Origin of the sequence: Streptomyces sp. NPDC091272 (assembly GCF_044757485.1) — a bacterium.
In the GTDB taxonomy this organism is placed as follows: domain Bacteria; phylum Actinomycetota; class Actinomycetes; order Streptomycetales; family Streptomycetaceae; genus Streptomyces.
The window spans coordinates 1,035,807-1,059,978 of record NZ_JBIVVC010000001.1 but is presented as its reverse complement, the minus strand read 5'-3'; the positions used below and the strand labels follow the sequence as shown (position 1 = coordinate 1,059,978).

22 protein-coding genes and 2 pseudogenes are annotated in these 24,172 nt (G+C 71.5%); 11 read left to right on the top strand and 13 right to left on the bottom strand.

The window, feature by feature from the left end:
* Positions 1-42: 42 nt before the first annotated feature.
* Positions 43-918, bottom strand: a complete 876-nt coding sequence (locus ACIQM4_RS04355; protein WP_401585729.1) for an SGNH/GDSL hydrolase family protein — start codon at positions 916-918, stop codon at positions 43-45.
* 231 nt (positions 919-1,149) lie between these two features.
* Between ACIQM4_RS04355 and ACIQM4_RS04350 the strand changes: the two genes are divergently transcribed.
* Positions 1,150-2,040, top strand: coding sequence for a DUF998 domain-containing protein (locus ACIQM4_RS04350; protein ID WP_401585727.1), 891 nt, complete (start codon positions 1,150-1,152; stop codon positions 2,038-2,040).
* A complete protein-coding gene (locus tag ACIQM4_RS04345; protein WP_401585724.1) occupies positions 2,037-2,915 on the top strand; it encodes a DMT family transporter in 879 nt (292 codons plus the stop codon). Before ACIQM4_RS04350 ends, ACIQM4_RS04345 begins: the two co-directional genes overlap by 4 nt.
* A 28-nt stretch (positions 2,916-2,943) precedes the next feature.
* On the opposite strand, the gene ACIQM4_RS04340 is transcribed toward ACIQM4_RS04345, so the two are convergent.
* Together ACIQM4_RS04340 and ACIQM4_RS04335 are read right to left on the bottom strand one after the other, a co-directional pair.
* Complete coding sequence (locus tag ACIQM4_RS04340) at positions 2,944-3,465, bottom strand: hypothetical protein (RefSeq protein ID WP_401585722.1); 522 nt, start codon at positions 3,463-3,465, stop codon at positions 2,944-2,946.
* Entirely contained in the window at positions 3,462-4,328 is an 867-nt protein-coding gene (locus ACIQM4_RS04335) for an alpha/beta fold hydrolase (RefSeq protein ID WP_401585719.1), read from the bottom strand. Before ACIQM4_RS04335 ends, ACIQM4_RS04340 begins: the two co-directional genes overlap by 4 nt.
* Before the next feature lie 152 nt (positions 4,329-4,480).
* On the opposite strand from ACIQM4_RS04335, the gene ACIQM4_RS04330 reads away from it, so the two are divergent.
* The 4 genes and pseudogenes from ACIQM4_RS04330 to ACIQM4_RS04315 all read left to right on the top strand — a co-directional run.
* On the top strand, positions 4,481-5,215 hold the full coding sequence (locus tag ACIQM4_RS04330; RefSeq protein WP_401585717.1) for a peptidoglycan recognition protein: 735 nt from the start codon (positions 4,481-4,483) through the stop codon (positions 5,213-5,215).
* Positions 5,216-5,328: 113 nt separating this feature from the next.
* Positions 5,329-5,784, top strand: coding sequence for a hemerythrin domain-containing protein (locus tag ACIQM4_RS04325; RefSeq protein ID WP_401585714.1), 456 nt, complete (start codon positions 5,329-5,331; stop codon positions 5,782-5,784).
* 181 nt (positions 5,785-5,965) lie between these two features.
* Positions 5,966-6,436, top strand: a complete 471-nt coding sequence (locus ACIQM4_RS04320) for a PPOX class F420-dependent oxidoreductase (RefSeq protein WP_401585712.1) — start codon at positions 5,966-5,968, stop codon at positions 6,434-6,436.
* A 346-nt stretch (positions 6,437-6,782) separates the two neighbouring features.
* Positions 6,783-7,748: pseudogene (locus ACIQM4_RS04315) on the top strand (chitinase); the annotation flags it as partial.
* A 148-nt stretch (positions 7,749-7,896) separates the two neighbouring features.
* Here ACIQM4_RS04315 and ACIQM4_RS04310 read toward each other — a convergent pair.
* The 5 genes from ACIQM4_RS04310 to ACIQM4_RS04290 all read right to left on the bottom strand — a co-directional run bounded on the left by ACIQM4_RS04310 (position 7,897) and on the right by ACIQM4_RS04290 (position 12,710).
* Entirely contained in the window at positions 7,897-8,118 is a 222-nt protein-coding gene (locus ACIQM4_RS04310; protein ID WP_401585709.1) for a hypothetical protein, read from the bottom strand.
* A 142-nt stretch (positions 8,119-8,260) separates the two neighbouring features.
* Positions 8,261-8,938, bottom strand: a complete 678-nt coding sequence (locus tag ACIQM4_RS04305; protein ID WP_401585707.1) for a class F sortase — start codon at positions 8,936-8,938, stop codon at positions 8,261-8,263.
* Positions 8,939-9,031: 93 nt separating this feature from the next.
* Positions 9,032-9,520 (bottom strand): hypothetical protein, encoded by a 489-nt coding sequence (locus ACIQM4_RS04300; RefSeq protein WP_401586136.1) that lies wholly within the window; start codon positions 9,518-9,520, stop codon positions 9,032-9,034.
* Between the two features lie 135 nt (positions 9,521-9,655).
* Positions 9,656-11,806 (bottom strand): ATP-binding protein, encoded by a 2,151-nt coding sequence (locus ACIQM4_RS04295; RefSeq protein ID WP_401586133.1) that lies wholly within the window; start codon positions 11,804-11,806, stop codon positions 9,656-9,658.
* A gap of 178 nt (positions 11,807-11,984) precedes the next feature.
* Positions 11,985-12,710: a response regulator transcription factor gene (locus tag ACIQM4_RS04290; RefSeq protein WP_401585704.1), complete on the bottom strand. Its 726-nt coding sequence runs from the start codon at positions 12,708-12,710 to the stop codon at positions 11,985-11,987.
* Positions 12,711-12,882: 172 nt separating this feature from the next.
* Between ACIQM4_RS04290 and ACIQM4_RS04285 the strand changes: the two genes are divergently transcribed.
* From ACIQM4_RS04285 to ACIQM4_RS04265, 5 genes and pseudogenes are all read left to right on the top strand, one after another.
* Complete coding sequence (locus ACIQM4_RS04285) at positions 12,883-13,689, top strand: hypothetical protein (RefSeq protein ID WP_401585702.1); 807 nt, start codon at positions 12,883-12,885, stop codon at positions 13,687-13,689.
* A gap of 239 nt (positions 13,690-13,928) precedes the next feature.
* Complete coding sequence (locus ACIQM4_RS04280) at positions 13,929-15,089, top strand: Ku protein (RefSeq protein WP_401585700.1); 1,161 nt, start codon at positions 13,929-13,931, stop codon at positions 15,087-15,089.
* Positions 15,090-15,252: 163 nt separating this feature from the next.
* Entirely contained in the window at positions 15,253-16,893 is a 1,641-nt protein-coding gene (locus tag ACIQM4_RS04275) for a GMC oxidoreductase (RefSeq protein ID WP_401585697.1), read from the top strand.
* Between the two features lie 294 nt (positions 16,894-17,187).
* Positions 17,188-17,358: pseudogene (locus tag ACIQM4_RS04270) on the top strand (sugar O-acetyltransferase); the annotation flags it as partial.
* A 61-nt stretch (positions 17,359-17,419) separates the two neighbouring features.
* Positions 17,420-18,076, top strand: a complete 657-nt coding sequence (locus ACIQM4_RS04265; RefSeq protein ID WP_401585694.1) for a maleylpyruvate isomerase N-terminal domain-containing protein — start codon at positions 17,420-17,422, stop codon at positions 18,074-18,076.
* 71 nt (positions 18,077-18,147) lie between these two features.
* On the opposite strand, the gene ACIQM4_RS04260 is transcribed toward ACIQM4_RS04265, so the two are convergent.
* The 5 genes from ACIQM4_RS04260 to ACIQM4_RS04240 all read right to left on the bottom strand — a co-directional run bounded on the left by ACIQM4_RS04260 (position 18,148) and on the right by ACIQM4_RS04240 (position 24,103).
* A complete protein-coding gene (locus ACIQM4_RS04260) occupies positions 18,148-18,744 on the bottom strand; it encodes an FABP family protein (protein ID WP_401585691.1) in 597 nt (198 codons plus the stop codon).
* 173 nt (positions 18,745-18,917) lie between these two features.
* Entirely contained in the window at positions 18,918-20,789 is a 1,872-nt protein-coding gene (locus ACIQM4_RS04255) for a phytoene desaturase family protein (protein ID WP_401585688.1), read from the bottom strand.
* A 130-nt stretch (positions 20,790-20,919) separates the two neighbouring features.
* Positions 20,920-21,663, bottom strand: a complete 744-nt coding sequence (fabG, locus tag ACIQM4_RS04250) for a 3-oxoacyl-ACP reductase FabG (protein WP_401586131.1) — start codon at positions 21,661-21,663, stop codon at positions 20,920-20,922.
* Between the two features lie 62 nt (positions 21,664-21,725).
* Positions 21,726-22,787: a beta-ketoacyl synthase N-terminal-like domain-containing protein gene (locus ACIQM4_RS04245; protein ID WP_401585686.1), complete on the bottom strand. Its 1,062-nt coding sequence runs from the start codon at positions 22,785-22,787 to the stop codon at positions 21,726-21,728.
* Positions 22,784-24,103 carry a beta-ketoacyl-[acyl-carrier-protein] synthase family protein gene (locus ACIQM4_RS04240; RefSeq protein WP_401586128.1) on the bottom strand — a complete coding sequence of 440 codons (1,320 nt, stop codon included), beginning with the start codon at positions 24,101-24,103 and terminating at the stop codon, positions 22,784-22,786. The genes ACIQM4_RS04245 and ACIQM4_RS04240 overlap by 4 nt, the downstream gene beginning before the upstream one ends.
* Between the last annotated feature and the right edge of the window lie 69 nt (positions 24,104-24,172).

The following is a 24,172-nucleotide window of genomic DNA, read 5'->3' as shown; positions in this document are numbered from 1 at the left end:
GGGCGCAGCAAGCGGTGCCTGGTGAAAGGGACTGAGCCGGTGTCAGTGGCGGCCCGACCGCGCCAGTTGCTTGAGAAGGGCGTCGGCCATCGCCTTCTCGCCTGTGGCGTTCGGGTGGAACGGTGCGCTCGGGGACGCGGGTACCAGTGGTTCGACCCAGCGGTTGGCGGGCGGTTGGCAGGCGTCGTGGCCGATGGACGGCTTGTAGGTGTCCACGTAGGTGGCGCGCGTGAGCGTGGCGACGACGCGGAGCATGGCGTTGAGACGTTTGGCGGTGGCCCGGTTGTACGCGACGTCGCCGGCCGCGGTGGGCAGGGAGGGCCAACAGCCGGTGCCTGTGTCCGGGGTGATGGCGGGGTAGCCGAGCACGTACACCTTCGCCTGCGGGGCCCGCTGGTGGACCGCCTTGATGACCTTGTGCACCTTCGGGGCCGCTGCGGCGATCCGTCGCGCGAGGACGTCGGTGCCGCCGCTGGTGTAGTGCGCCGTGCAGGGGGCGCCGGTCGGGTCGGTGGCACCGAGTCTGGCGCAGGTGCTGATGATCTCGCCGAAGCCGATGTCGTTGCCGCCGATCTGGAGCGTGACCAGGGTGGTGCGTCTGGTCAGCGCGTCGAGCTGGGGCGCGTTGGTGCCCTGTGCGCGCCACATCTCGGCCGTGGTCGCGCCCCCGCAGCTCACGTCCTGGAAGGAGGCCACGCCGAGCGTGCGGGCGGTCAGGGAGGGGTAGTTGCTGTTCGACCGGGCACAGTTGGCATCTACCTGCACCGGGACGCCCGGTGCCGAGGTGTACGAGTCGCCCAGCGCGACGTACCGCTCGGCGCGGGTCGCTCCGGCCGGCGCCGTGGCCCCGCCGACCAGGACCGCGGCCGCGCCCAGAGTTGCGAGTACGGACCGTGCTCTTCGACGTGACGTCGCCACAATTCTCCCTACCGACCAGTAGTTCCGTGGACCAGAAAGGCAGAATCCGCGTCGGACCGACGCCTGTCAACGGCGCGGTGCGAATGCTGGGCGCGTGCACAACAGACGGGGTGCGGGGCCGGCCGCCCGCAACGCGCCCGGGGCCGGGACTCGTACCTGCGGGCCCCCACGCCGCTTTCGGTGAAAACTACTGACCGGCAAGCCCGCCCTCGAAGCGCGGAAGGACTGAGTATGGCCAGCGACAAACCGACCGCTCCACGGGACACACAGCACTCGGGGCGCCGAAGGCGTCTGGTGGTGTGCAGCCTCGTCGCAGGCGCGCTGTTGTACAACGCCTGGATCCTCGAGTCCGCCGTCCCCACCGCGCTGGACCCGCGGCACTCCTACGTCAGCGAGTTGTACGCCGCCGACCAGAGCTTCCGGCCCTTGTTCGCCGCCCTGGACCTGAGTGGCGCGGTGCTCATCGTGATGGGGGCCGTGGCCTGGCGGTGGCCCGGCGGCGGAGTCGGCCGGTGGGCGCTGGCCGGGTTCGGCGCGTGCTCCGTCGCCGACGTGCTCTTCCCGCTGGACTGCGCCCCCTCGCTGGTGCCCGGGTGCAGTCCGGTCCATCCGGTGCACACGGTGACCAGCGCACTGGTGCACTTCTTCCTTTTCGCGTCGATGGCGTCGCTGACGTGGTGTGCCGGGCGGGCCCGGGGGCCGGGCCGACGGGGAGCCGTCGGCCGCTGGGGGCTACCACTGATGGGCGCCGCCCTGCTGTCGTCCGTGGCCACCGTGGGCCCGCTGCTGGGACATCCTGGCTGGCACGGCCTGCCGCAGCGGCTGCATGTGGTGCTGGTCGGCGTGTGGCTGCTGCTGTTGGCGTACGACGTACGGGCGGGCGGAGATCGTTCGGCGGCAACGCCGCCCGGGGACGCGGGTGGTGCGCAGGACAGCACCGGCGCTTCGGCGCCGCGCCGGGTGCGGGCTGCCGTTCTCGGGCTGTTCGAACCCGGCCGTGCGAGGCCCGGGGGCGGCGGCGCGCGGTTTGCACGCGACGGTGCGAGGCCCGGACCCGGCCGTGCGAGACCCGCAGGCGGCGGATCCGACGGTGAAGTGCCTTCTTCGGGCCCGGCCCGGTGAGCTTCGCGGACGCGGGAGGTACGGCACTGGGCGCGGCCTTCGCCGTCCTGACGGCGACGGCGAACGCCGCGGGTACGGTGCTCCAGCGGGTGGCGGCGGGCTCGGTGCCCGAGGACGACGCGTTCAGCGTCCGGCTGCTGCGTCATCTGCTGCGCAATCGAGCGTGGTTCGCGGGCATCGCCGTCATCGTCCTCGCGGCCGTCTTTCAGGCTGCCGCGCTGACCTGGGGCTCGCTCACCCTCGTACAGCCGATCCTCGTGGCCGAGCTGCCCCTGGCGCTCCTCCTCGCCCATGTCTTCACGCGTACTCCCATGCCGGCGGGTGGCTGGACGGCGTGTCTGCTCACTTCCTGCGGGCTCGCCCTGGCGCTGGGCGCTGCCGCGCCGTCGCAGGGTCACAGGGCGGTCGACGACGTCCGGTGGGCCGTGGTCCTCTCCGTCACCGCAGCCGCGGTGGTCCTGTGTGCGGGGTGGGCGGTCAAACGACCGCACGGCTCGGCGCGGGCCGTGCTGTTCGGGACGGGGAGCGCGATCGCCTACGGGTTGACGGCGGCGTTGATGAAGGGCGCCATGGAACACCTCGAAGCGGGCGGGGTCCGGGAACTCGTCGTCACCTGGCAGACGTACGGCTGTGTGGCGGCGGGCGCGGCGGCTCTCTTCCTGCTCACCAACGCCATGGGGTCGGGGCCACTGTACGTCTCGCAGCCCGCGCTCACCCTCGGCGAAGCGGCCGCAAGCCTCGTGCTCGGCGCGGTGCTCTACGGGGACCGGGTCCGTACCGGGTGGTGGCTGCTGCCCGAGGCCGTCGGCGTACTGCTGACGGTCCACGGCGTCCTCCTGCTCACGCGGGCCCGGCCGGGGGACGCGGACCGGTAGCCCCGGGGGCCACGCTGTGGGCCATGCTTCACTCCTTGGCGTGGTCGGAGTGCCGGTGCGGGTCCCGTCGGCCGCGGGTGGCGGTGAGGATGCTCCCCGCGACGGCGATCACCGCCAGGGCCAGGGCGATACTGATGCCGCCCTCGGTGTCCCAGTACACGTCCTCCAGGCTGATCAGCAGCGCCGCTTCGTCGACGATCAGCGCGAGACCGACCCCGTAGGCAAGCCCCGTCCAGGTTCGGGTCCTTGCCGAGCGGTGCACCAGGCCGACCGCGCCCACCACGGCGAGCAGCAGGATCCCCCATACGTAGTGGTGGATGTGCACCCCGCCGGCCTGGACGTCGCCCACTCCTGCCATGTCGATGTGAATGAGCCAGGTCAGCAGCCGCATGCCGCCGAACGTGAGGGTGAATCCCCACCAGGCCAGGACGAGCCCCCGTCGTTCCGGTGAGATGCCGGGCAGCAGGCGCTGCCAGCCGGTCCGGTGCGGCGCGGAACCGGGTGCGGCACGGTCGGCGTCGGGGACGCGGGATTCGTCGTGCGGTGTCACGGGCCTTCTCCTTCTCTCTCTCCTGCCTCTGCCCCAACCCCTGCCCCGGCTTCCGCTCCTGTCCCGGCCCCTGTCCCGGTCTCTTCTTCTGTCTCTACCTCTACCTCTGCCTCTGCCTCTGCCTCTGCGACGAAATTGCGGATCAGCGTCGCGACGGCGTCCGGTGCGCTGTAGTGGGCGGCGTGCGCGGCGCCCGGTACCTCCGCCGTGCGGCCGTCGCGAACCAGCCCTGCCACCCGACGGACCCAGTCGGTGGAGGCGATGGTGTCGCCGGAGCCCCGCACGACGAGCGTGGGGGCGTCGACCCGCTTCAGATGCGCTGCGAACGGTCCGGCCGCGTCGTCCAAGGCATGGCGGAAGGACTTGATGAAGCGCGCGGGACCCGTGATCAGGTAGTCGGCGGCGGCGAGAGCCAGCAGCGACAGTGGTTCCCGCGGCGCGTCGGCGAGGAGCGTGCCGCAGTGCCGCCGGGCCGGGACGTGCGGTTCGAGCGCCGGACCGATCAGCACGACCTTCCGTACCGCGTGCGGATGACGGGCGGCGAAGGCCGCGACGACCTGGCAGCCGACCGAGTTCGCCACCAGTACGCTCGGCCCGACGCCGGTGGCTCGGTGCCAGCGCGCGAGGGCGTCGGCGAGTTCCCCGACGTCAGGGGTGCGGCGTACGACCGCCCGCGAGCGGCCGTTCCCCGGCAGGTCCGGTACCAGCACCGTTGTGCCGTCCGCGGCGAGCCGCCGGGCGAGCGGCGCGAAGTACCTTCCGGAGAGTCCGAGGCCGTGTACGAGCACCACGGCCGGACCGCCCCTTCGAGGGGGCGGCCCCCACCCCCGGGTGAACAGGCCGAAGTGCGTCATGTCCTCCATCGGACCATCCTGCGACCACAACGTAAAACTCGCAGGCCTGACGGGCGGTTGCCGCCCCGGCCGCAGCACTCGGAGCGGGTGAGCTGTCACCGCCGTCACCCCTTTGCTCACCGTCACCTGCGAAATGGCTGGTCAGACGGCAGGGTGACCATATGTGGCTTCGCCGAACAGCCGTGTGCGCCATCACTGTGCCGCTGGCTTTCCTGGTATTCCGAGACTCGCCGGTACGGCTCTCCGCTACGGAGCGCGCCGCCGTGCAGCCCGCGCCCAAGGCCGGGGCACAACGGCCGGCGATCGTCAGCCGCGCGCAGTGGCATGCGAACGAGGCGTTGGTGAAGGACGTCGTGGCGTCCACGGGGACGGTGCGGACCGTCTTCATCCATCACACCGGGCACCCCAACGGGTACTCCTGCGCCGACAGCCCCGGCCTGCTCCGGGCGATGGAGGAGTCACACATCCGCGACCAGGGCTGGGACGACATCGGCTACAACTTCGTCGTCGACCGCTGCGGAACCGTGTACGAGGGCCGGGCAGGCAGTATCGGACGCTCGGTGCTCGGGGCGCACACCACCGGCTTCAACGCCCACAGCGTCGGCATCGCGGCCCTCGGCACCTTCGACCCCGGGGTGCCGGGGCCCAAGGCACTCATCGAGGGCATCGCGAAGGTGGGCGCGTGGAAACTGGACCGGGCCGTGAACCCCCGGGGCTTCGTACGGATGGTCTCGTCCAACGACGACAGCCTGTACCGGCGCGGTAAGGCCGTCTACCTCCACACCGTGGCAGGTCACCGCGACACCTATCAGACGCACTGTCCCGGCGAGGCGCTCTACGCACAACTCCCCGCCATTCGGACGGAGATGGCCAGACTGCGGGCCTTGAAACGCTAGCGGCGCCCGTCCCTCACCCGTGTGGGTACGGAGGCACACGTGTGGGTACGGACGGCCTTTCCGGACGCGTCGGGTGCGGCCGGCGCGGGGCTGCGACGGTAGAAACGGGAGCCATGTGCCACTACTGCGGTTGCCGCGAGATCCCGCTCATCAGAGATTTCATCGCCGAGCACGAACGCGTCACCGACGCCGCCGGGGCCGCGTTGCGCGCCCTGGACGGCGGTGACCTCGTCCGCGCTCGTGAACTCCTGGCGCTGATGGCGCGGGAGCTAGAGTCGCACTGGCGGGGTGAGGAGGACGGGCTGTTCGCGGTGATGCGCACGGACCCGGAGTACGCCGGGTACATCGATTCCCTGGTCCGTGAACACCGCGAACTCGCCGCGCTGCTGCCCGCCCTCGATCTGGCGGACGCCCAGGACGTACGGACCTTCCGCAGCACCGTCGATGAACTGCACGAGCACATCGCGAAGGAGGAGGACGGCCTCTTCCCCGCGTCCCTCACCGCGCTCTCCGGAGACGACTGGGACCGTTCGATGGCCGCGTGGAAGGCGGCTCACGCGGGCCCTTGACCACTCGCGTGGGGAACCCCTACCGAGGTACGGATTGGCGCTCGCAGCCGTCGCCTGTGCCGGAGCCGACGCGCGGTCAGAAGTTTGCGCATGACAACGGAAAGCCGCCGTGAGAATCTCACCAACGGGCCCGCCCACAACCAGGACCGCGGCCCGACCGATTGCGTGAAAGGGTCTCTGCGTGCCTCGGAAGATTGCCACCAACACTCAGGTCGATCTTGACGGTCTCCTGGAATTCGTCCGTCCCCGCCACCGCGCGCTGCTGCTGACGCGCCGGACGGACGGCTCCCCACAAGCCTCGCCGTTGACCTGTGGCGTGGACAGCGAGGGCAGGGTCGTGATGTCCACCTACCCCGATCGTGCGAAGACCCGCAATGCCCGCCGGGACCAAAGGGTCAGCGTGGTCGTCCTCTCCGACGACTGGAACGGCCCGTGGGTACAGATCGACGGCGACGCCGAAGTGCTGGACGTACCTGACTCGGTGGAGCCGCTGGTGGAGTACTTCCGCGGCATCTCCGGCGAACATCCGGACTGGAGCGAGTACCGGGAGGCGATGCTCAAGCAGGCCAAGTCGCTGATCCGCGTGACCCCGCGGCGGTGGGGGCCGGTCGCCACCGGCGGCTTCCCCGCCCACCTGGCCACTGACGGCTGAGGCAGAGACGCATCGCGCAGACGCGCGCGCCGCCGTACCGCCGTTCATTGGCCTTGGGCGCGGGGGCGCGCGGGCCCTGGTGCAGGCGCGCGCACGCGGTCCGTCATTAAGTCGCCCCGATGCGAACCTCAAGCGAACCCTAAGATCATCGACCCCTGCCCCATTTGAGCTCTTTGCTGGTTTTGCGGGACCTAGCGTGTTGGCCTGTCACCCCACGACACCCCCCACCCAGCAATACGAGAGCAGGCACACGATGAGCAAGACCACGCACCGGCGCACCACGAGCGGCAGGGCCAAGGCTGTGGGCGCCGTGGTCACCACGGCGTTGATCGGCGGAGCCGCGTTCACGCTCACCGGCACCGCGCAGGCCACCTTCGCCTCCGATCCCGACGCCGCGGCGGCCACCTCGACCGGCACTGCCGCCAAGGCGTTCGCCCCGTTCGTCGACACCTCGCTCGCCCCCGCCCAGGACCTCGTGGACACGGCGGACCGTACCGGGGTGAAGGAGTTCAACCTCGCGTTCATCACCTCGGGCGGCGCCTGCGAGCCCCTGTGGGGCGGGGTCACCGGCCTGGACTCGGACAAGGTCGCCGCGCAGATACCGGCGCTGCGTGCCAAGGGCGGCGACGTCCGGGTGTCCTTCGGCGGCGCGGCCGGCAGCGAACTGGCGCTGAACTGTTCCTCCGCCGACGAGCTCGCCAAGGCCTACGCCAAGGTGATCGACGCGTACGACCTCACCAAGGTCGACTTCGACATCGAGGGCGGCGCGCTGCCCGACTCCGCGGCCAACACCCGCCGGGCCCAGGCGATCGCGCAACTGCAGAAGTCGCACCCGGACCTGGACGTCTCCGTGACGCTGCCGGTGATGCCCGAGGGCCTCACGCAGCCCGGCGTGGACCTGCTGACGAACGCACAGGAAAACGGCGCGAAGATCGACACGGTCAACGTGATGGCCATGGACTACGGCCCCTCCTACAGCGGGGACATGGGTACGTACGCGACCCAGGCGGCGACCGCCACCCAGGCACAGGTGAAGCAGGTGTTCCAGCTGTCCGACGCGGCGGCGTGGAAGGCCGTGGCGGTGACTCCGATGATCGGCGTGAACGACGTCGCGACAGAGATCTTCACCGTGCAGGACGCGACGCAGCTCGTGGACTTCGCCGCCGCGAAGGGCCTGGGTGGTCTGTCCATGTGGTCCAGTACGCGCGACAAGGCGTGCGAGGGCGGGCCGCAGGACGCGGCCTCCCCGGTGTGCTCGTCGATCGCGCAGGAGCCGCTGGCCTTCACCAAGGCCTTCTCCGCGTTCAAGTAAGGCCCCCTCCCGGCGCGGGAGGGCGCGGGACGGGCGAAGGCGGGGCGGGCGGGGCCGGGCGTCGCGGGGCCGGAAACACTCTCCCCGGCCCCGCGGACGCTCAGTCGTCCCGCCCGACTCTCAGACTCCCAGTGGTCCTGCCGGACGATCAGTCGTCCTGCCCGGTCGTCCTCGGTTCTTCGTCGTCTGCGGCGCGCCGCTGCGCGGACTTGCCCTCTTCGTCGGCCAGGTCGGCCGGGTCCGCGGGTTCGCTGTCCTTGGCGACCGGAGGGGTCGGGACCGGAATCGTCTGCGGTTCGTCGGAACCCGGGCGGACACTCGGCTGGGATCCGGCCGCGTGCGGCGTGTGCGTGTCATCTGGCTTCGTCATACACCCCATGTTCCCGCCGTTCCCGGTGGAATGCACCGCGGGCGGAGCAATGTGGATCTCCGTCCGGAGGGCCTGCCGCACGTGTGCCTGTCTGTCGCGGACGCGCACGTGCTGGGGGTCTGTCGACGGTTCGCGCCGGACGTCACCCCCTGATCGCGTACACGATGAGGTTGTCCACCGGGTGGCCCTGCGCGTCGAAGGCTCCATCACAGGTGATCAGCCTCAGTACCCGGCCCTTCGTGCGGCCGTAGACCCGCTCGGTGGGGAACTCCGTCTTGCCGACCGTCTCACGGCCGGTGACCTTGAAGTGGACGACAGATCCGCGTTCGTCGCGGACGGCGATGTCCGCACCCTTGGCGATCTTCTTCAGGTCGTGGAACACGGCCCGGCCGTTGCGGGTCTCGTTGTGGCCGATCAGCACGGCGGGGCCGCGTGCACCGGGCACCGGGCCGCCGGTGTACCAACCGGTCGTCATGCCCTTCTCGGCGGGCGGGACTTCCACGGTGCCGTCCGCGTTGAGCCCCAGCCGCATGACCTCGCTACGCACTCCGATGGACGGGATGGAGAGCTGTACGGGTGCTCCCGGCTCTCCCTCGACGGGTGATGCGGAGTGTCCCCCGACGGGTGACGCGGACGGGGACGCGGTGTCGGAGTGGGGTGCGGCTGCCGCCGGGCGGTTCGTGGGCGAGGCTTCGGACGTGGCGGAGCAGCCAGTCACGGCGATCAGCGCGGCCAGACCCCAGCAGGCGAGCACCGGTGGTCGGGGGCGGCGGCGCGGACGAGGGGGCGGTGAGTGGTGGGGGCGGGGCGTACGGGTCACGGATGGGCTCCTGGGAGGACGAAGGCCGGCGGCCGGTGAGGTGGGGCGGCCCGTGCGGGACGCGTTGCTCACCGGCCGCCGGCCCGGAGTGGGTCAGCCGTCGACGCGCGAGGCGGTTCGGCGGCGGAGCACCACGGTGGTGGCTCCCGCGAGGAGAAGCGCGGCCCCGGCTGCGGAGCCGAAGGCCACGTTCGTACGGTCATCCGCTGCGGCGGTGGGCTGTTCACCCGCGGCGACCCCGCCGCGCGGTGCGGCGGACGGCCGCTCGTCGGCCGGGGCCGGGGCCGGGCGGTCGCCCGCCGCGACGCCACCGCGCGGAGCCTGCACCGCGGCGTCGGCGGCGTTGCGGTCAGGGACCGGGGTGGCCTCGGCTCCGTCGGCCGGGGCCGGGGCGGCCCGGTCAGGTACGGGAGTGGCCTTGCCTCCGTCGGCCGGGGCCGGGATCGGGGCCTCTGACGCCTGGTCGGCGGCCGGGGCCGGGGTCGGGGCGGTGTCGGCGAAGGCCGAGGTGGCAGGAAGGTAGATCGCTGCCGCGGTGACAGCGGCGAGTACGGCATGGCGCAGCGGGGTCCGGTGGGACAGCAACGACATCGATGGGGCTCCGTTCCGGTTCGGCCTCGACAACGGCGCGGGTACGGACGCGTACCGTGCCGCGAGGCGTGCCGACAGGCTGCCGCGAAGTTATGAGGAAGCTGTCAGGACGCTGTGGCCTTCGGATCAGGCCTGTTCGGATCTTCGGCGCCCCTCGCCCGGCGTGTCTGGATCCTGGGCGGCCCTCGCCGGCATATTCGGGTCCTTGGCGGCCCTCGGCGTGTTCGGGCCCTCGGCGGCCCTCGGCGTGTTCGGGTCCTCGGCGGTCCTCGGCGTGTTCGGATCCTTGGCGGCCCACGGCGGCGTGTTCGGGTCATCGGTCGTCTGCGGCCGGTTCGAGTTCTCGGCCGGGCTCGCGGGCGCGACGGGCAGCCGCAGGGTGAACACCGAGCCCTTGCCCGGTGTGCTTGTCGCGGACGCCGTACCGCCGTGCGCCTCGATGAGTTTGCGTACGATCGCCAGCCCGAGCCCGCTGCCTCCGGTACGTCGGCTGCGGGACTTCTCGGCGCGCCAGAAGCGGTCGAAGACGTGTGGAAGATCCTCGGGCGGTATCCCGGCCCCGGTGTCGGTGACGTCCACCTGTACCTCGTCCCCGGCCGCCCGGAGTCGGGCGCGCAGGGTGACGCGTCCGCCCCTGGGGGTGTGCCGGACCGCGTTGGAGACCAGGTTGCCGACCGCCTGGCGCACCCGTACCGGGTCGGCCGACAGCTCGGGGAGGGCGGGCCGCTCCTGCGAGGGCGGGCACACTTCCAGGGCGACCCCGGACCGCTCCGCGTGCGCCTGGTGCGCGGCGGCGACCTGGCCGAGCAGTTCGGCGATCCGTACCGGCTCGCGGTGCAGTCGCAGCACTCCGGCATCGGCCTGGGCGAGGTCCTGGAGGTCGTCGATGATGTGCTGAAGCTGCATGGCTTCCTCGTGCAGCGAGGCGATGAACGCCGGATCCGGCTCTGCCACCCCGTCCTGGGCGGCTTCGAGCCAGCCGCGGATGTTGCTCAGCGGGGTGCGCAGTTCGTGTGCGACGTCGCTGACCATGGCCTTGCGCTGGGCCTCAAGGCGGGCACGGTGGGCGGACATGTCGTTGAAGGTGGCGGCCAGCCGGCCGATCTCGTTGTCCGCGGCGACCCGTACCGGTGCCGTGTCGGCGCCGTCGCGCATGCGCTGGGCGGCGCCTGTCAGCGCGTGCAGCGGCCGTACGAGCCGTACGCCGGCCAGCACCGAGGCGCCGACGGTGAGGGCCAGGACGAGGGCGGCGACGCCCGCGATCTTGGCGGTGTTCGCCGGGGAGAGGTCGAAGCCGGGCACGGTGGCGGTTCCGGTGTCGCCTATGAACAGCAGCGCGGGCGAGGCGACGTAGGAACCGAGCTGCTCCCGGCGGGCGGTGCCGACGCAGGACGCGACGGCCCGGTCGCCCTCGGCGTCACGCGGGGACACCGAGGGCGCTGATGCCGCGCTGCGGTCGGGGGCAGGCTGGGGGGTGAGTGCCTCCGCCGGCGCCGGTTCACCCGGGACGGGCGCTGCCCGGTCCTGCTCCGTGTGCTGACCCCAGGAGAGGTCGGACCTGAGCCGGACGGCCGCACGGCCCTGTCGCTTGAGACACGCGTCCGCGAGCTGGTTGAGGGTGGTGAGCGCCTTCTGCTCGGTCGCCGTGGGGACGTCCAGGGCCTCGGTCGGGCAACGGGACTCCTCCAGCCGGCCGGGGTCGTTGCCGACCATCCGGACCGTGGGCCTGCCGCTCGGGCCCGCCACCGCGTCGGAGGCGATCCCGGACGCGCTGAGGCAGGACACCACCCGGTCGGCGAGCTGCCGCAGTTCCTTGAGCTCCGAAGCCGGCAGCCGGAACGGGCCGACGGCCCGCGGGTCTATCCGGTCCGCGGCGTCGGCCGGAGCACCGGCACTTCCCGAACTCTGCGCCACCAGCGCGCTGTCCACGGCGAGCGGGTCGACGACAGCCGACGCCTGCGCGGGGAGGGCGGTCGCCGCGGGCTCGGAGGCCGAGTCGGCCAGCGGCAGCCGGCCCTCGGTCGTCAGCGCGATCCGACGACCGGACTGCTGGGCCAGGTCCCGTACGGTCCGCTCGACGCCGTCCCAGGTGGGGTGGGCCGCCGCGTAGCCGAGCAGGCTGTGGTAGATCCGGGCGTCGGCGGCCAGGTTCTGGCCCTGCTCCTGCCGGATGGCGCCCGAAGTCGTCTGTACGGCGAGCCAGGCGGTGGCGGCCACCGAACAGGCCGCCACCAGCGCCGACACCGCCAGCAGCCGCCCCAGCAGGCTCTTGCGCAACGGGAGACGGATGTGCTTCGCGGCGGCTCCGTCGCGGTCGTGCGCGGGACTGTCGTCGTGGCGGACGCGCGCGGCACTGTCGTCGTGGCGGACGCGCGCGGCACTGTCGGCGCCGTTGCGCGCGGCACTGTTGCGGCGGGGCCCCGCCGCGTCGCTGTGGCGTTCTCGGTGGCGGCTCTTACGAGGACGCACGCGTCACCGCCTTCGCCGGGTCCGTCAGCTTGTAGCCGATGCCGAAGACGGTGAGCAGCCGGACGGGCCGGCGCGGGGCGGGTTCGATCTTCTTACGGAGGTTCATGACGTGCACGTCGACGGTGCGGACGCTGATGTACCGGTCGAAGCCGTGCAGTTCGGCGAGCAGTTGCGCGCGCGAGAAGACCCGCTCCGGTTCGGCGGCCAGGGCGCCGAGCACCCGGAACTCACCCGGTGTGCACTCCACCGCGCGGCCGTCCACCGTCACCTGGTGCCGGACGGTGTCGATCACGAGCCCGCCCACGGTGAGCACGCTGTCCGGGGCGGGTTCGTCGCCCGCGTGGCGGCGGGTGCGGCGCAGCAGGGTACGGACCCTGGCCATGAGTTCCCGGGGGCTGTAGGGCTTGGTGACGTAGTCGTCCGCGCCGAGGTCGAGGCCCAGCAGCAGGTCGTCCTCGGTCGAGCGGGCGGTCAGCATCAGGACCGGTACCTCGCGCTGTTCGGCACGCAGGATGCGTACGACGTCCAGTCCGTCGGCCCGCGGCATCATCACGTCGAGGACGAGCAGGTCGGGCTCCCCCTGCCGGACCGCTTCGAGCGTGGCGAGACCGTCGCCGACGGCTGTGACGCGATGGCCCTCGCGTTCCAGGTAGCGGCGCAGGAGCTCGGCCTGCTTCTCGTCGTCCTCGGCGATGATCACATGAGCACACACGGGGCCGAGCGTATAGGAGAGGGTTACGCGCTCCCCCGGCACCGGCGAGGGTTACGTACTCCCCTGACAACCGCATAACCACTGTTACCTTGCTGCGGCATTTCTTACGGATAGCCCATTTAGCTTCGATTTGTACCCGATCGACTGCTTCGTTTTGGAAGGTCGTAGAGACATGTCGAACTCTCGCCGCATCCGTCTGACGCTCGCCTCCGCCGTCCTGGGCCTCGGCGCGGTCACTGCCGCGGCTTCCACCGCCGCTGCCGCCACCCCCGCGGATGACGCCCAGCCTGCCGGCACCACCGCCACCGCGCCCGCGACGACCGACACGCAGGACGCGCAGAGCGCTCAGGACACGCAGAGCGCGCAGGACACGCAGAGCGCGCAGAGCGCACAGGGCACGCAGGACATACCCCTCAGCGACGGCAGTGTCGCCCACGTCACCGACCTCGGCGACGGCCACTACCAGGCCTGGGTCACGCACGACGGCACCCGTATCGCCTCGCTCGGCCCCGACCACGGTTCTGCCCGCGTCAACGGCAACACCTTCGAGCTGAACCAGGCCAACGGCTTCGTAGGCGTCAAGGAGGCCTCCGGCTGGCACAGCGAGTCCGACATCGCCAGGCCGGACACCAGCCACCGGCAGAACACGCACCGGCACGCCTCGACACACCGGCACGTCTCGGCGCACAAGCACACCTCCGTGCACAAGCACGCGGTGACGCACAAGCAGGTGGCCAAGCACAAGGACACGGCGAAGCAGCAGGCCGTCGGGTCGACCCGGGACATCGCTCTGCGCAACGGCGCCGTCGCCCACGTCACCCGTATCTCCAGCCACCAGTGGCAGGCCTGGATCACCGTCAAGGGCGTACGGATCGCCTCCCTCGACAACGCGCACCGCACCGGCCACGTGCACGGCTGGACCTACCGGCTGAACACCCACACCGGCGCCGTCACCGTCCAGAAGGCCGCACACCGGTAGCCGAGACCCGGTTGCCCGGGACGCCGCGCGGGCGGTCCCGGTGAAGTGCTGCGGCTGCGCGCCGTGGCGGTCCGTCCGGTAGATCCGGGGGCCGCCACGGCGCGTCGCCGTTTCAGCAGCTCGGCCCGGAGGGGGCCTCTCGCCCGCCGTCCCGGATGCGGCAGGCCTTCCGCCGGTGTGCCATGGGGGAGACAGCAGCAGGTGTCCCCCGGGTGGCGAGAGAACGAGGTGACGCAGACATGGCGCGTCCTGTGTGGAGCGGAACGCTGACCTTCGGACTCGTGTCCCTGCCCGTCCAGATGTACACCGCGACGGACAGCCATACCGTCCGCTTCCACCAGCTCCAGCGCGGCACGTCCGACCGCGTACGCAACAAGCGGGTGAACGAACGCACCGGGGAGGAAGTGCCCCTCGACGAGGTGGTGAAGGCCTTCGACGCCGGGGACGAGTACGTGCTGGTGGAACCGGACGAGCTGGACGACATCGCCCCCGGACGCTCCAAGACGCTGGAGATCACGGGCTTCGTCGACCTGGAGGACGTCGACCCGATCTTCTTCGACAAGACGTACTACCTCGGCCCGAAGGGCAAGGAGTACGCCAAGGTCTACGCGCTGCTCGAGAAGGCCCTCGGCGAGGCGGGCAGGGCCGGGATCGCCACGTTCGTGATGCGCAACCACCAGTACCTGGTCGCGGTGAAGGCCGAGGCCGGCCTCCTGACCCTGCACACCCTCCACTGGGCCGACGAGATCCGCGATCCGCGCGAGGAGATCGACGACCTCCCCCGTAGGACGAAGATCACCGATCGCGAGCTGAAGACGGCACGTCAACTGGTGGACGCACTCCACATCGAGTGGAAACCCGAGGAACACCACGACACCTACCAGGAGCAGGTGGCCGCCCTCATCAAGGCCAAACAGTCGGGCGAATCCGTGGAGAAGGCGGAGCCTCCGGCGGATTCCACCAACGTCGTCAACCTGATGGACGCGCTGCGGGCGAGCGTCGACCGGGCGAAGAAGTCCTCGGGCCGGGGCGCAGAGGACCGCGGGAGCACGGGTGGAGGCCGCGGGGGTACGAAGGGCAAGAAGCGTGCCGCGGCCGACGCGTCACCGCCGACCCGACTCAGCGATGCCGCCGCGAAGCGCCGCGCCACCGGCACCAGCAAGGGCAAGGGCAAGGGCAAGGGCGCCATCAAGGCCACCGGCAGCGGGTCCGGCTCCGGCACCGGCACCGGCACCGGCACCGGCACCGGGAGCGTCAAGGGCCGCTCGCTCGACGCCCTGAACAAGACCGATCTCTACCGGCGGGCCACCGAGGCGGCGATCCCGGGCCGCTCCTCGATGAACCGGAAGGAGCTCCTCGACGCCCTGCGCGCGACCCGGCAGCACAAAGCCACGTCCTGAGGACGACCGGGGCCGACCGGGGCCGCCAGGCTCCGCCGGGTTCACGATCCACATGCCGCATCCGGTACAAGATCGGACAGAAGTTACTTGTCCGTATGTAGTGACTTCACAAGTCGGTAACAGTAGAACTCGTTCTCACTCAACCGAGAGTGAGGAAGATCACATGTCCCCAACTCGCAAGCAGGACAACAGACCTGATGGTTTGTCACGTCGTCGGCTGCTGGTAGGAACGGGTTCTATTCTGGGTGCAGCCGCGTTGGCCGGGCAGTCCACCGCGGCACACGCGCGCCCAATGGGCGCCGCGGACATCCCGGACGGGGCGAACGTTCCGGCCCTGGTCGTCGGCACCGGTTACGGCGGCGCCGTGGCAGCCCTTCGGCTGGCTCAGGCCGGCGTCAACGTGCACATGGTCGAGATGGGTCAGGACTGGGTCACCCCTGGCTCAGACGGCAAGATCCACCCGAAGGTCACCAGCCCCGACTACCGCTCGTTCTGGCTGCGCACCAGGACGAAGGCGCCGGTCAGCAACTTCCTCGGCTTCCCGATCGACAAGGACGTACCGAAGTACACGGGCATCCTGGACGCCGAGGGCTTCGCCGGTATCAGCGTGTACCAGGGCCGGGGGGTGGGCGGCGGCTCGCTCGTCAACGGCGGGATGGCCGTCACGCCCCGACGCCAGAACTTCTCCGCCGTGCTGCCGTCGGTGAACGCGGACGAGATGTACAACACGTACTACCCGCGCGCCAACTCCGGCCTCGGGGTCGGCCTGATCGACCCCGCCTGGTTCGAGCGGACCTCGTACTACCAGTACTCCCGCGTGGGCCGTAAGCACGCCCAGCGCTCCGGTTTCGCCTGGACGTTCGTCCCCGACGTCTACGACTGGAACTACATGGTCGCCGAGGACAACGGCAGCGTCCCCAAGTCGGCGCTCGGCCAGGAGATCCTCTACGGCAACAACTACGGCAAGAAGACCCTCGGCAAGACCTACCTGGCGCAGGCGAGGGCCACCGGCAGGGTCACCGTCTCGCCCCTGCACGAGGTCACTTCGGTCACCCCCGCCGCGGGCGGCGGTTATCTGGTCACCATCAAGCAGCTCAACACCTCGGGCGCCACCGTGACCACCAAGAGCGTCAAGGCGGCGAAGGTCTTCTTCGCCGCGGGCAGCGTCGGCACCAGCAAGCTCCTGGTGAAGCTGAAAGCCACCGGTGCGCTCCCGAAGCTCAACGGCGAGGTCGGCAAGGGGTGGGGCGACAACGGCAACGTCATGTGCGGACGCGCCAACCACCTGTGGGACCCAACCGGTGACGTCCAGTCGACCATCCCCTGCTCCGGCATCGACAACTGGGACGCCGGCGGCGCCTTCGCCGAGGTCGCTCCGCTGCCGACCGGCATCGAGACCTTCGCCTCCTTCTACCTCTCGATCACCAAGAACCCGCACCGCGCCGCGTTCACGTACAACGCCGGCACCGGAAACGTCGACCTGTCCTGGCAGACGAGCTGGAAACAGGACTCGATCAACATGGCGAAGACCATCTTCGACAAGATCAACAAGAAGGAGGGGACGATCTACCGGTCCGACCTCTTCGGCTCCAACAAGGTCTGGGGCGACCACCTCACCTACCACCCGCTGGGAGGCGCGGTCCTCGACAAGGCCACCGACAACTACGGCCGTCTGCACGGACACCCGGGCCTGTACGTCATCGACGGCGCGCTCATCCCCGGCAACACCACGGTGAACCCGTTCGTCACCATCACCGCCCTCGCCGAGCGCAACATCGAGAGGATCATCGCCACCGACCTGTGACACCGCCCTCCCACAGCATTCCGCACCGCGGCGTCCGTCTCCGTCAGCCTCCCGCACGGACCGAACAGGGGCGGCCGTCGCGACAGCTCAGGCCCCGTCGGGCCCGGCCCCGCGAACGGCCGCCCTGCAACCAGGGTGCGGGCAAGCAGGAGCGGCCAACACGGGTGCGGGCGTCGGGGCGCGAGCGACAAGGTGCGGGCGTCTGGGTGCGAGCAACCAGAAGTTGGCCGCCGCTGCCGTGTCCATTGTTTGATTCCCGCGTACTCACGTCGATTGCATGGCTCCGGTCAATTACAGGGCGTCATCCGGCTGGGCGACGGTGTCCTGATCTGCCCGAGGACCGATCTCGTCACGATCGGGCGCGGCGCGGTGGTCGGCGCCGGGGCCGTCGTCACGAAGGACGTTCCCCCCAACACCCTGGTGACCGGGCCGGCCGCGTCCGCACGCAAACAGTGGAACGACTGAGCAGCACGGCGGACTCGCCCGCTTCTTCTCCTGCGCGTCCGCCCCGCACTACCGTGCTTGCGTGGATCTCTTCTCTCGCTCCTGGAACGCACTGCTCACCGCGGTGGCCGAGCTGACGGACAAGGACTTCGCGCAGCCTTCCGGCTGTGCCGGGTGGCTGGTGCGGGATCTGGTGTGCCATCTGGTCATCGACGCCCAGGACGTCCTCATCACCCTCGCCTCCCCCGCCGGGTCGGAACCGACCCGCGACGCGATCAGTTACTGGGAGGTCGCAGACACGCCGCCGACCGGTGAGGACCCGCTCGACGCGTTGACCGTCAGGCTGGCTGCCGCGTACGGGGAGCCGTGGCTGCTCAAATTCCATCTCGACGACATCGGTTCCGCCGCCGGGCGCGCCGCCGGGCTCGCCGACCCGGAACTGCGGGTGGGCACGCGTGACATCGTCCTGACCGCGGGCGACTTCCTCGATGCGTACGTCCTGGAATGGACTCTGCACCACCTCGATCTGGCCGCACACCTGCCGGAGGTCGCGCCGCCCCCGGCCGAGGGACTCGCCCGGACCCGCGACATGCTGGAGCGGATCGCGGGGGTCGTGTTCCCCGCGTCGTTCTCCGACACGGACGCACTCCTGGTCGGTACGGGACGACGCTCCCCGACCGAGGCGCAGAGGGCCGCGCTCGGGGAACTGGTCACGAGGATCCCCATCACCGTGGGCTGATCGCCGGAGGCTCGACAGCCGTGGGCCGGCAGATGTGCCGCGAAGGGCGCAGCGGGGTCACGCCGGACGGTTCAGGAGCGGCGGTGCAGTGTCGCCGACAGGTGGTGCTGCAGCGGCTGCCCGACGGCAGCGAGGTCGTGGGTGAAGGTGAGTGCGCCGTCGTCCGCCAGTGCGTAGCGGCGGCGGGTGGCGTCGACCTTCTTGGCCGTGGGTGTGAGCGCGACCTCGTCGGTGGTGAGGTCGACCGTGGTGGGGGCCTGGGTCACGGCGCCGACCGCGATCTCCGCGACGCCGGTGGGCTGGGTGATCAGGGCTTCCACCCGGCCGTCAGCCTGCAGCCGCCACCAGCCGCTCTCGCGGGCGGACGGACGCAGGGGGGTGCCGTCGGGGGCGAGGAGATAGGCACGGGCGTCGTAGTGCAGGAAGGGGCGGCCGTCGTGGGAGAAGGTGACCTCTTGTGCGTACGTGAAGTCCTCGTCGAGCGTGGGATATTGCCCCGCCCCCTGCCCGTACCAGGTCCCGAGCAGGGCGAGCACCGGGGTGAGGAGCGGGTGCGGCGCCGGCGTGCCCTCCGGGTGCTGGGACTCCGGGTACGGGTACGGGCGCGCGGGTGACCCCGCGGAGGGGGTCGGCTGTGCGGTCGGGAACTGCGGTGAGGTGTTGGGCACGGGGATGCTCCGCTCCTGGGTGGATTCGCGTCTGAGGGAAGGGTAGGGCGGGAGTGCGCGAGTGCCGGCGGCGGGCGCTGGGCGGCGGAGTGCGAGGTCCGTGACGGGGTGGATGGCCGGCCGATGGCCGCCGGGAGGGTGGATGGTCGGCCGATGTCCCCCGGGGAGGGTGATCAGCCGATGCGCGCCAGGCCGCGGGCTGTTCGTCGGGCGAGACCTCTGGAGGTGCGGAGTGCGTCGAAGTCCGGTGTGCGTGGAGGCAGTTGGGAGGCATCGGCCAGGACCGTACCGGTGCAGACCTCCGACAGCAGCGGACGGTTGAGGATGCGGCCCGCGGCGGAGACCCCGCTGAGGGCTGCGCCGAGAATGCCCGCGCCGAAGCTGGAGTTGGCGCCGACCGCGTACAAGCCGCGTACCGAGGTACGGATGTTGGGTCTGCGCCCGTGGCCACCCCAGTCGTCGAGGCCGTACGGAGTGCCCGAACCGCCCTGCACATAACGGTTGTTGGTGTGGGCGGTCGCGGTCTCCAGGTGGGTGAGGTGAGGGCGGACAGGGCCGAGGGCGGCTTCGGCGATGTCGACCAGGCGCTCACGGAGACGGGACTTGACCGCCTCGTAGGCGGGATCGCGACGGTAGCGGCCGGGCGGTCCGTCGAGCGGTGGCACCAGCGTCATGACCTGGAAGTTGCTGTGGCCCGGCGGGCACACGGTGTGGCTGTCGGGGTCCTTGAGGGAGCCGAAGGACAGGAAGGCGAAGGTGGCCTCGGACCCGTCGCCCTTGAGCGCCTGGGCGTAAGCGGCCTCGATGTTGGTGTGGGACCACCACCAGATGTTGCTGTCGGGGAGTTCCAGCGGGCGGTCCAGAGCGATGTAGGCGGTGGCGACGGCGGCGCGCATGGTGGCGTTGCGGGTGCGTTCCAATACCGCGGTGGAGAAGCCGCGGCCGCCGCAGAGGTCCAGCACGGTACGGCGGTAGTCCGCGTTGGAGACGACGAGCGGGGCGCGAACCGTCTCGCCGTCGGCGAGCCGTACGCCTACGGCGCGGCGGTCGTCGGTGACGAGGATCCGGTCCACCCGGCAGCGGGTGCGGACCTCGCCGCCGTGTGCCTCGATGGCCTCGACGAGGGTGGCGATCATCGTCTGCCCTGAGCCGACGGGGGCGTACGCACCGCGCAGGTAGTGGTCGAGCATGGCCGCGTGGGTGGGGACGAGGGTGGTGGAGGGCGGGGTTCCGTAGTTGCCCGACTGGGCTGCGACCAGGGTCCGGGCAGCGGGCCCGAGCGCGCAGTGCGCAAAGAGGTCGCCGAGGGTCCGGCCGCCCCACGACAGGAGCGCCGCCGTCAGGGGCGCGCGCTCGGCGCCCGGCGCGGTGGTCACGCCGCGGCGCAGGTCGGCCGCGATGTCGCGCAGGGCGTGGACACAGCGGGTGAGACCGACCCGTTCCGCGGGGAGGGCCGCGCAGAGCCGCTTCAGGTACGCGTCCCAGCCGACCGGGACGTCGACGGTGGTACCGGGCAGCATGAGGCGGTCGAAACCGTCCGCGTTCAGGGCACGGAAGGCGACCCGGTCGGAGCCGATGCCGAGTCCGGAGAGGATCGCCGGGAGCAGACCACCGGGTCCGCAGTCGCCGACGTAGTGCATGCCGACGTCGAATTCGTACGCGCGGCGACGACGGAAGACCTGCGCGTTGCCGCCGGTGACGTCGTGCTGCTCGGCGAGGAGGACACGCAGGCCGGACACGGCGAGGTAGCCGGCGCACACGAGCCCGCCGACCCCACCGCCGACGATCACCGCGTCGAACGGGCCAGGGGTGTCGCGCGAGGCGGGAGCAGCAGTCGCGCCGCGCGGGGCAGGGGCGCGCGGGGCGTCGGCCCCGTGGGTACGGGAGGCGGCGAATGCGCCGTTCGCCGGCAGGGAGCCTCGGACGCGCGGGGTGCTCGCGGAGGGGCGGTCGTTCGGCGGCTCGCCCGCCGGGGGCGTGGCGTTCGGAGCCTCCCCCGCCCGGGGTGTGCCGTTCGACGCCTCGCCCGCGTCCGTACGGGGCACGACCTTCCGCGAGGCTGGATCGGGAGCCGGAGCAGACGCGGTCGCCGGAACCGGCTCAGGAGCAGGCGCGGGAACAGGCGTGAGCGCGAGGACAGGATCAGGCGGTGGCGCGCACGCAGTCGCGGCCTGGTCAGAGGGCAATGCCACCGTGTACCTCCAGCACGCTTCCGGTGATGTACGAGGCGCGGTCCGACACCACGAACGCCACGAGGTCGGCCACCTCCTGCGCCGTGCCGAACCTCCGCAGCGGCACCGAGGCAAGCAGCCCTTCTCGTTCCTTGGTGGGGAGGGCCTCGGTCATATCGGTGTCGATGAGGCCCGGGGCGATCACATTGGCGCGGATGCCGTGTGCGCCGACCTCCTTGGCCAGGGACTTCGTGAAGCCGATGATCCCGGCCTTGGCCGCGCTGTAGTTGGTCTGGCCGGAATTGCCGTGGATCCCCGCCACGGAGGACAGCGTGACCACGCAGCCTCTGCGGCGCTTGAGCATGGGGAACACGGCCGCGCGGCAGGTGTGGAAGACGCCGTCCAGGTTGGTGTCCATGACCTGGCGCCATTCGTCGTCGGCCATCAGGACCAGGGGCCGGTCGCGAGTGACGCCTGCGTTGGCGACCACCGCGGCGACAGGGCCGAGTTCGTCCTCGGTGCGGGCCGCCCATGCCTTGGCCTCGGCGGCCCGGGACACGTCGGCGCGGATGGCGAGCGTACGGACGCCCAGTTCGTTGGCCTCCTTCTCGACGCGACGGGCGGCCGCCTCGTCCGAGCGGTAGCAGAAGCCGATGTCCCAGCCGTCCTGCGCCAGCCGCCGCACGACGGCCGCGCCGATGCCCCGCGAGCCGCCACTGACCAACGCGACCCCGGGGGGCGGGGGCAGAGGGGAGGGACGGGGGTGGGCCGAGGTGGTGTGGGCCGTGGAGTGCGTGGTCGGGGTGCTGGTCACTCGGGTACCCCCATGCGCAGGACGGCGGCGGCCACCAGACCCTGTCCGTCGACCGAGGTGATCACCGCGTGCGCACCGGGCGCGCGGTCCGCGCAGCCGACCGCGGCGGCGAGTTGCAGGGCCGCGAACGCCGCTCCGGTGTCGCCGACCAGGTGGCCCAGTGCGGGCAGTTCCTCGCGAGTCTGACGTGGGAAGACCGCGTCCAGCGCCTCGCCCTCCGCTGCGTCGAGCCCGGTCCCCACGGCGGCCCAGACGTCGGCGGCGGCGAGCTCTGCCCGGTGCAGGGCCTCCACGACGGTGGTGCGTACGGTCTCGGCCGCGTCGGTTCCGGTCGCACCCTGGCGGGTGTGCACGGACAGTACCGAGGCGAGCGGGGGCGTGGTGGAGGGTGCGGCGGCATCGGTCAGGCGCAGGACGGCCGCTCCCTCGCCGAGCAGCGCGGGCTCGTCGTCACGACTGCGGGCCTCCAGCCAGGCGCGGGCGGTCGAGTACTCCTCCGCTCCCCCGCACAGCACGGTACGGGCGCGGCCCGCGCGCAGCAGGCGGCGGGCGTAGAGCAGACCGAGCAGGGCGGCGGCCCGCCCGCCGGCGAGGGTGGTGTTGGGGCCCTGGATGCGGTGCCGGATGGCGCACTGGGCGGCGGCGCAGTTCATCACGCTGTTGGGGATGACGCCGGGGTCGACGTCGTACGGGCGCTCGCCGTCGAGGGCGGATCGGGTGAAGTCCGTCATGGACTGCACGCTTCCGTTGGTGGTGCCCAGGACGAGAGCGGTCTCGGGCCCGGGTTCCGCGTCGGCGTCGAGGACGGCGCCGACCGCGGTGACGGCGAGGGCGGTGACCCGGTTCATGTCCCGGGTTCCCTTCCTGCCGAGGACGGCTCGTGGCTCGAAGTCCGGTACCGGACAATGCAATTGTCCGTCCGGCTCGGACACGCGCGCGGCGGTGGGGCGGCGGTCACGTACGCCCGCCGTGAGGTCGGCCGCATGGTGCCCGTAGGGGGTGAGCGCCGACCAGGCGGTGATGTGCAGCATGGTGTTGTCGTCCCTCGCGAAGGTCATGACAGGGGGGCGGACGCGCAGTCGGGGCAGGATCGGTCGAGGTTGTGGCCGTGGCCGTGGCTTTGGCCGTGGCTGAGGCTCCGGCCGGGGACGTGGCCGTCCTCCTGATGCTCGTTGTAGCGGCCCAGGACCACGGCCGCGTTGTTGCCGCCGAAGGCCAGTCCGTTGTTCTGGACGATCCGCAGGTCCGCCTCGACCGCGTGGTTGGGCACGCAGTCCACGGCGCACTCGGGGTCGGTGGTGCGGTGGTTGATGGTCGGCGGGATGAAGCCGTGGGTGATCGCCAGGGAGCAGGCGACGGCGCCGAGCGCGCTCGCGGCGCCCATGGTGTGGCCGAGCATCGACTTCAGGGAGACCGTGCGGGGCGGGGTGTTCCCGTAGACCTGTCGGACGGCGCGGCTCTCGGTGACGTCGTTGGCCCTGGTGCCGGTGCCGTGGGCGGAGATCAGGTCGACCTCGTCCGGCTTCACCCCCGCGTCGTCCAGGGCGAGTTGCAGACAGCGGGCGACACTGTCCTCCTTGGGGGCGACGGGGTGGAAGGCGTCGCAGTTGAGCCCGTAGCCGAGCACTTCGGAGTAGATGCGCGCGCCGCGGGCCCGGGCGGAGTCCAGGCTCTCCAGCAGGAGCATTCCGGAGCCCTCGCCGGTGAGGATGCCCTGCCGGCCGGCGTCGAAGGGGCGGCAGCAGTCGGGGGCGATGGTGCCCAGCCGGTAGAACGCGGTGAACGTCTTGCGGCAGAACGCGTCCGCTCCCCCGCACAGGGCGAAGTCCGCGTCGCCGTGCCGGATGGCGTCGAGGCCGTTGCCGATGGCGTAGTTGCCCGCGGAACAGGCAGTCCCGATGGTGAGGACCTCCGCGTCGGTCAGGTGCAGTTCGCGGGCCGCGGCGATCCCGAGACGGGCTGCGGGGATGCGGCGGGCGGCCCGGCCGGTGACCGCGGCAGGGCCGCCGTGCAGATGGGCCTCGGTGATGAGGTCCAGGTCGTGCGACTCGCCGTCGGTGGTGCCGACCGAGATCTGGCAGCGTACGGCGCGCAGGTCGTCGTCGGTGAGCCCGGCGTCCTCGACCGCCATGCGGGCGGCGGCTGCGGAGAACTGGGCGGCCCGCCCGTACGCGGCGGGATCGAGCCGGCGGAGCATGCGGTCCGGGTCGAAGCCGGGGACCTGGCAGCCGTTGGCATGGGCGAATCCGGTGGTGTCGAACGCGGTGATGGGGCTGACCCCGCTGCGTCCGGCGCGCAGTCCCGCGGTGAACCGGTCGGTGCCGGTGCCGATGCTGGAGAGGACACCGAGCCCGGTGACGACGACGCGCCGCACCTCGGGCCGGCTGCCGGGGAAGGCGTCGGGCCGGTAGCTGCTGAGGGGGCGGGGGCGGATCCGGGCATC

What these genes read in the sequence shown, in the direction of transcription:
- ACIQM4_RS04275 (WP_401585697.1), top strand. Translation starts at nt 15,253, where the DNA reads ATGTCCCCAACTCGCAAGCAGGACAACAGACCTGATGGTTTGTCACGT.
- ACIQM4_RS04280 (WP_401585700.1), top strand. Translation starts at nt 13,929, where the DNA reads ATGGCGCGTCCTGTGTGGAGCGGAACGCTGACCTTCGGACTCGTGTCC.
- ACIQM4_RS04245 (WP_401585686.1), bottom strand. Translation starts at nt 22,787, where the DNA reads ATGACCTTCGCGAGGGACGACAACACCATGCTGCACATCACCGCCTGG.
- ACIQM4_RS04310 (WP_401585709.1), bottom strand. Translation starts at nt 8,118, where the DNA reads ATGACGAAGCCAGATGACACGCACACGCCGCACGCGGCCGGATCCCAG.
- ACIQM4_RS04335 (WP_401585719.1), bottom strand. Translation starts at nt 4,328, where the DNA reads ATGGAGGACATGACGCACTTCGGCCTGTTCACCCGGGGGTGGGGGCCG.
- ACIQM4_RS04285 (WP_401585702.1), top strand. Translation starts at nt 12,883, where the DNA reads ATGTCGAACTCTCGCCGCATCCGTCTGACGCTCGCCTCCGCCGTCCTG.
- ACIQM4_RS04325 (WP_401585714.1), top strand. Translation starts at nt 5,329, where the DNA reads ATGTGCCACTACTGCGGTTGCCGCGAGATCCCGCTCATCAGAGATTTC.
- ACIQM4_RS04350 (WP_401585727.1), top strand. Translation starts at nt 1,150, where the DNA reads ATGGCCAGCGACAAACCGACCGCTCCACGGGACACACAGCACTCGGGG.
- ACIQM4_RS04330 (WP_401585717.1), top strand. Translation starts at nt 4,481, where the DNA reads ATGTGGCTTCGCCGAACAGCCGTGTGCGCCATCACTGTGCCGCTGGCT.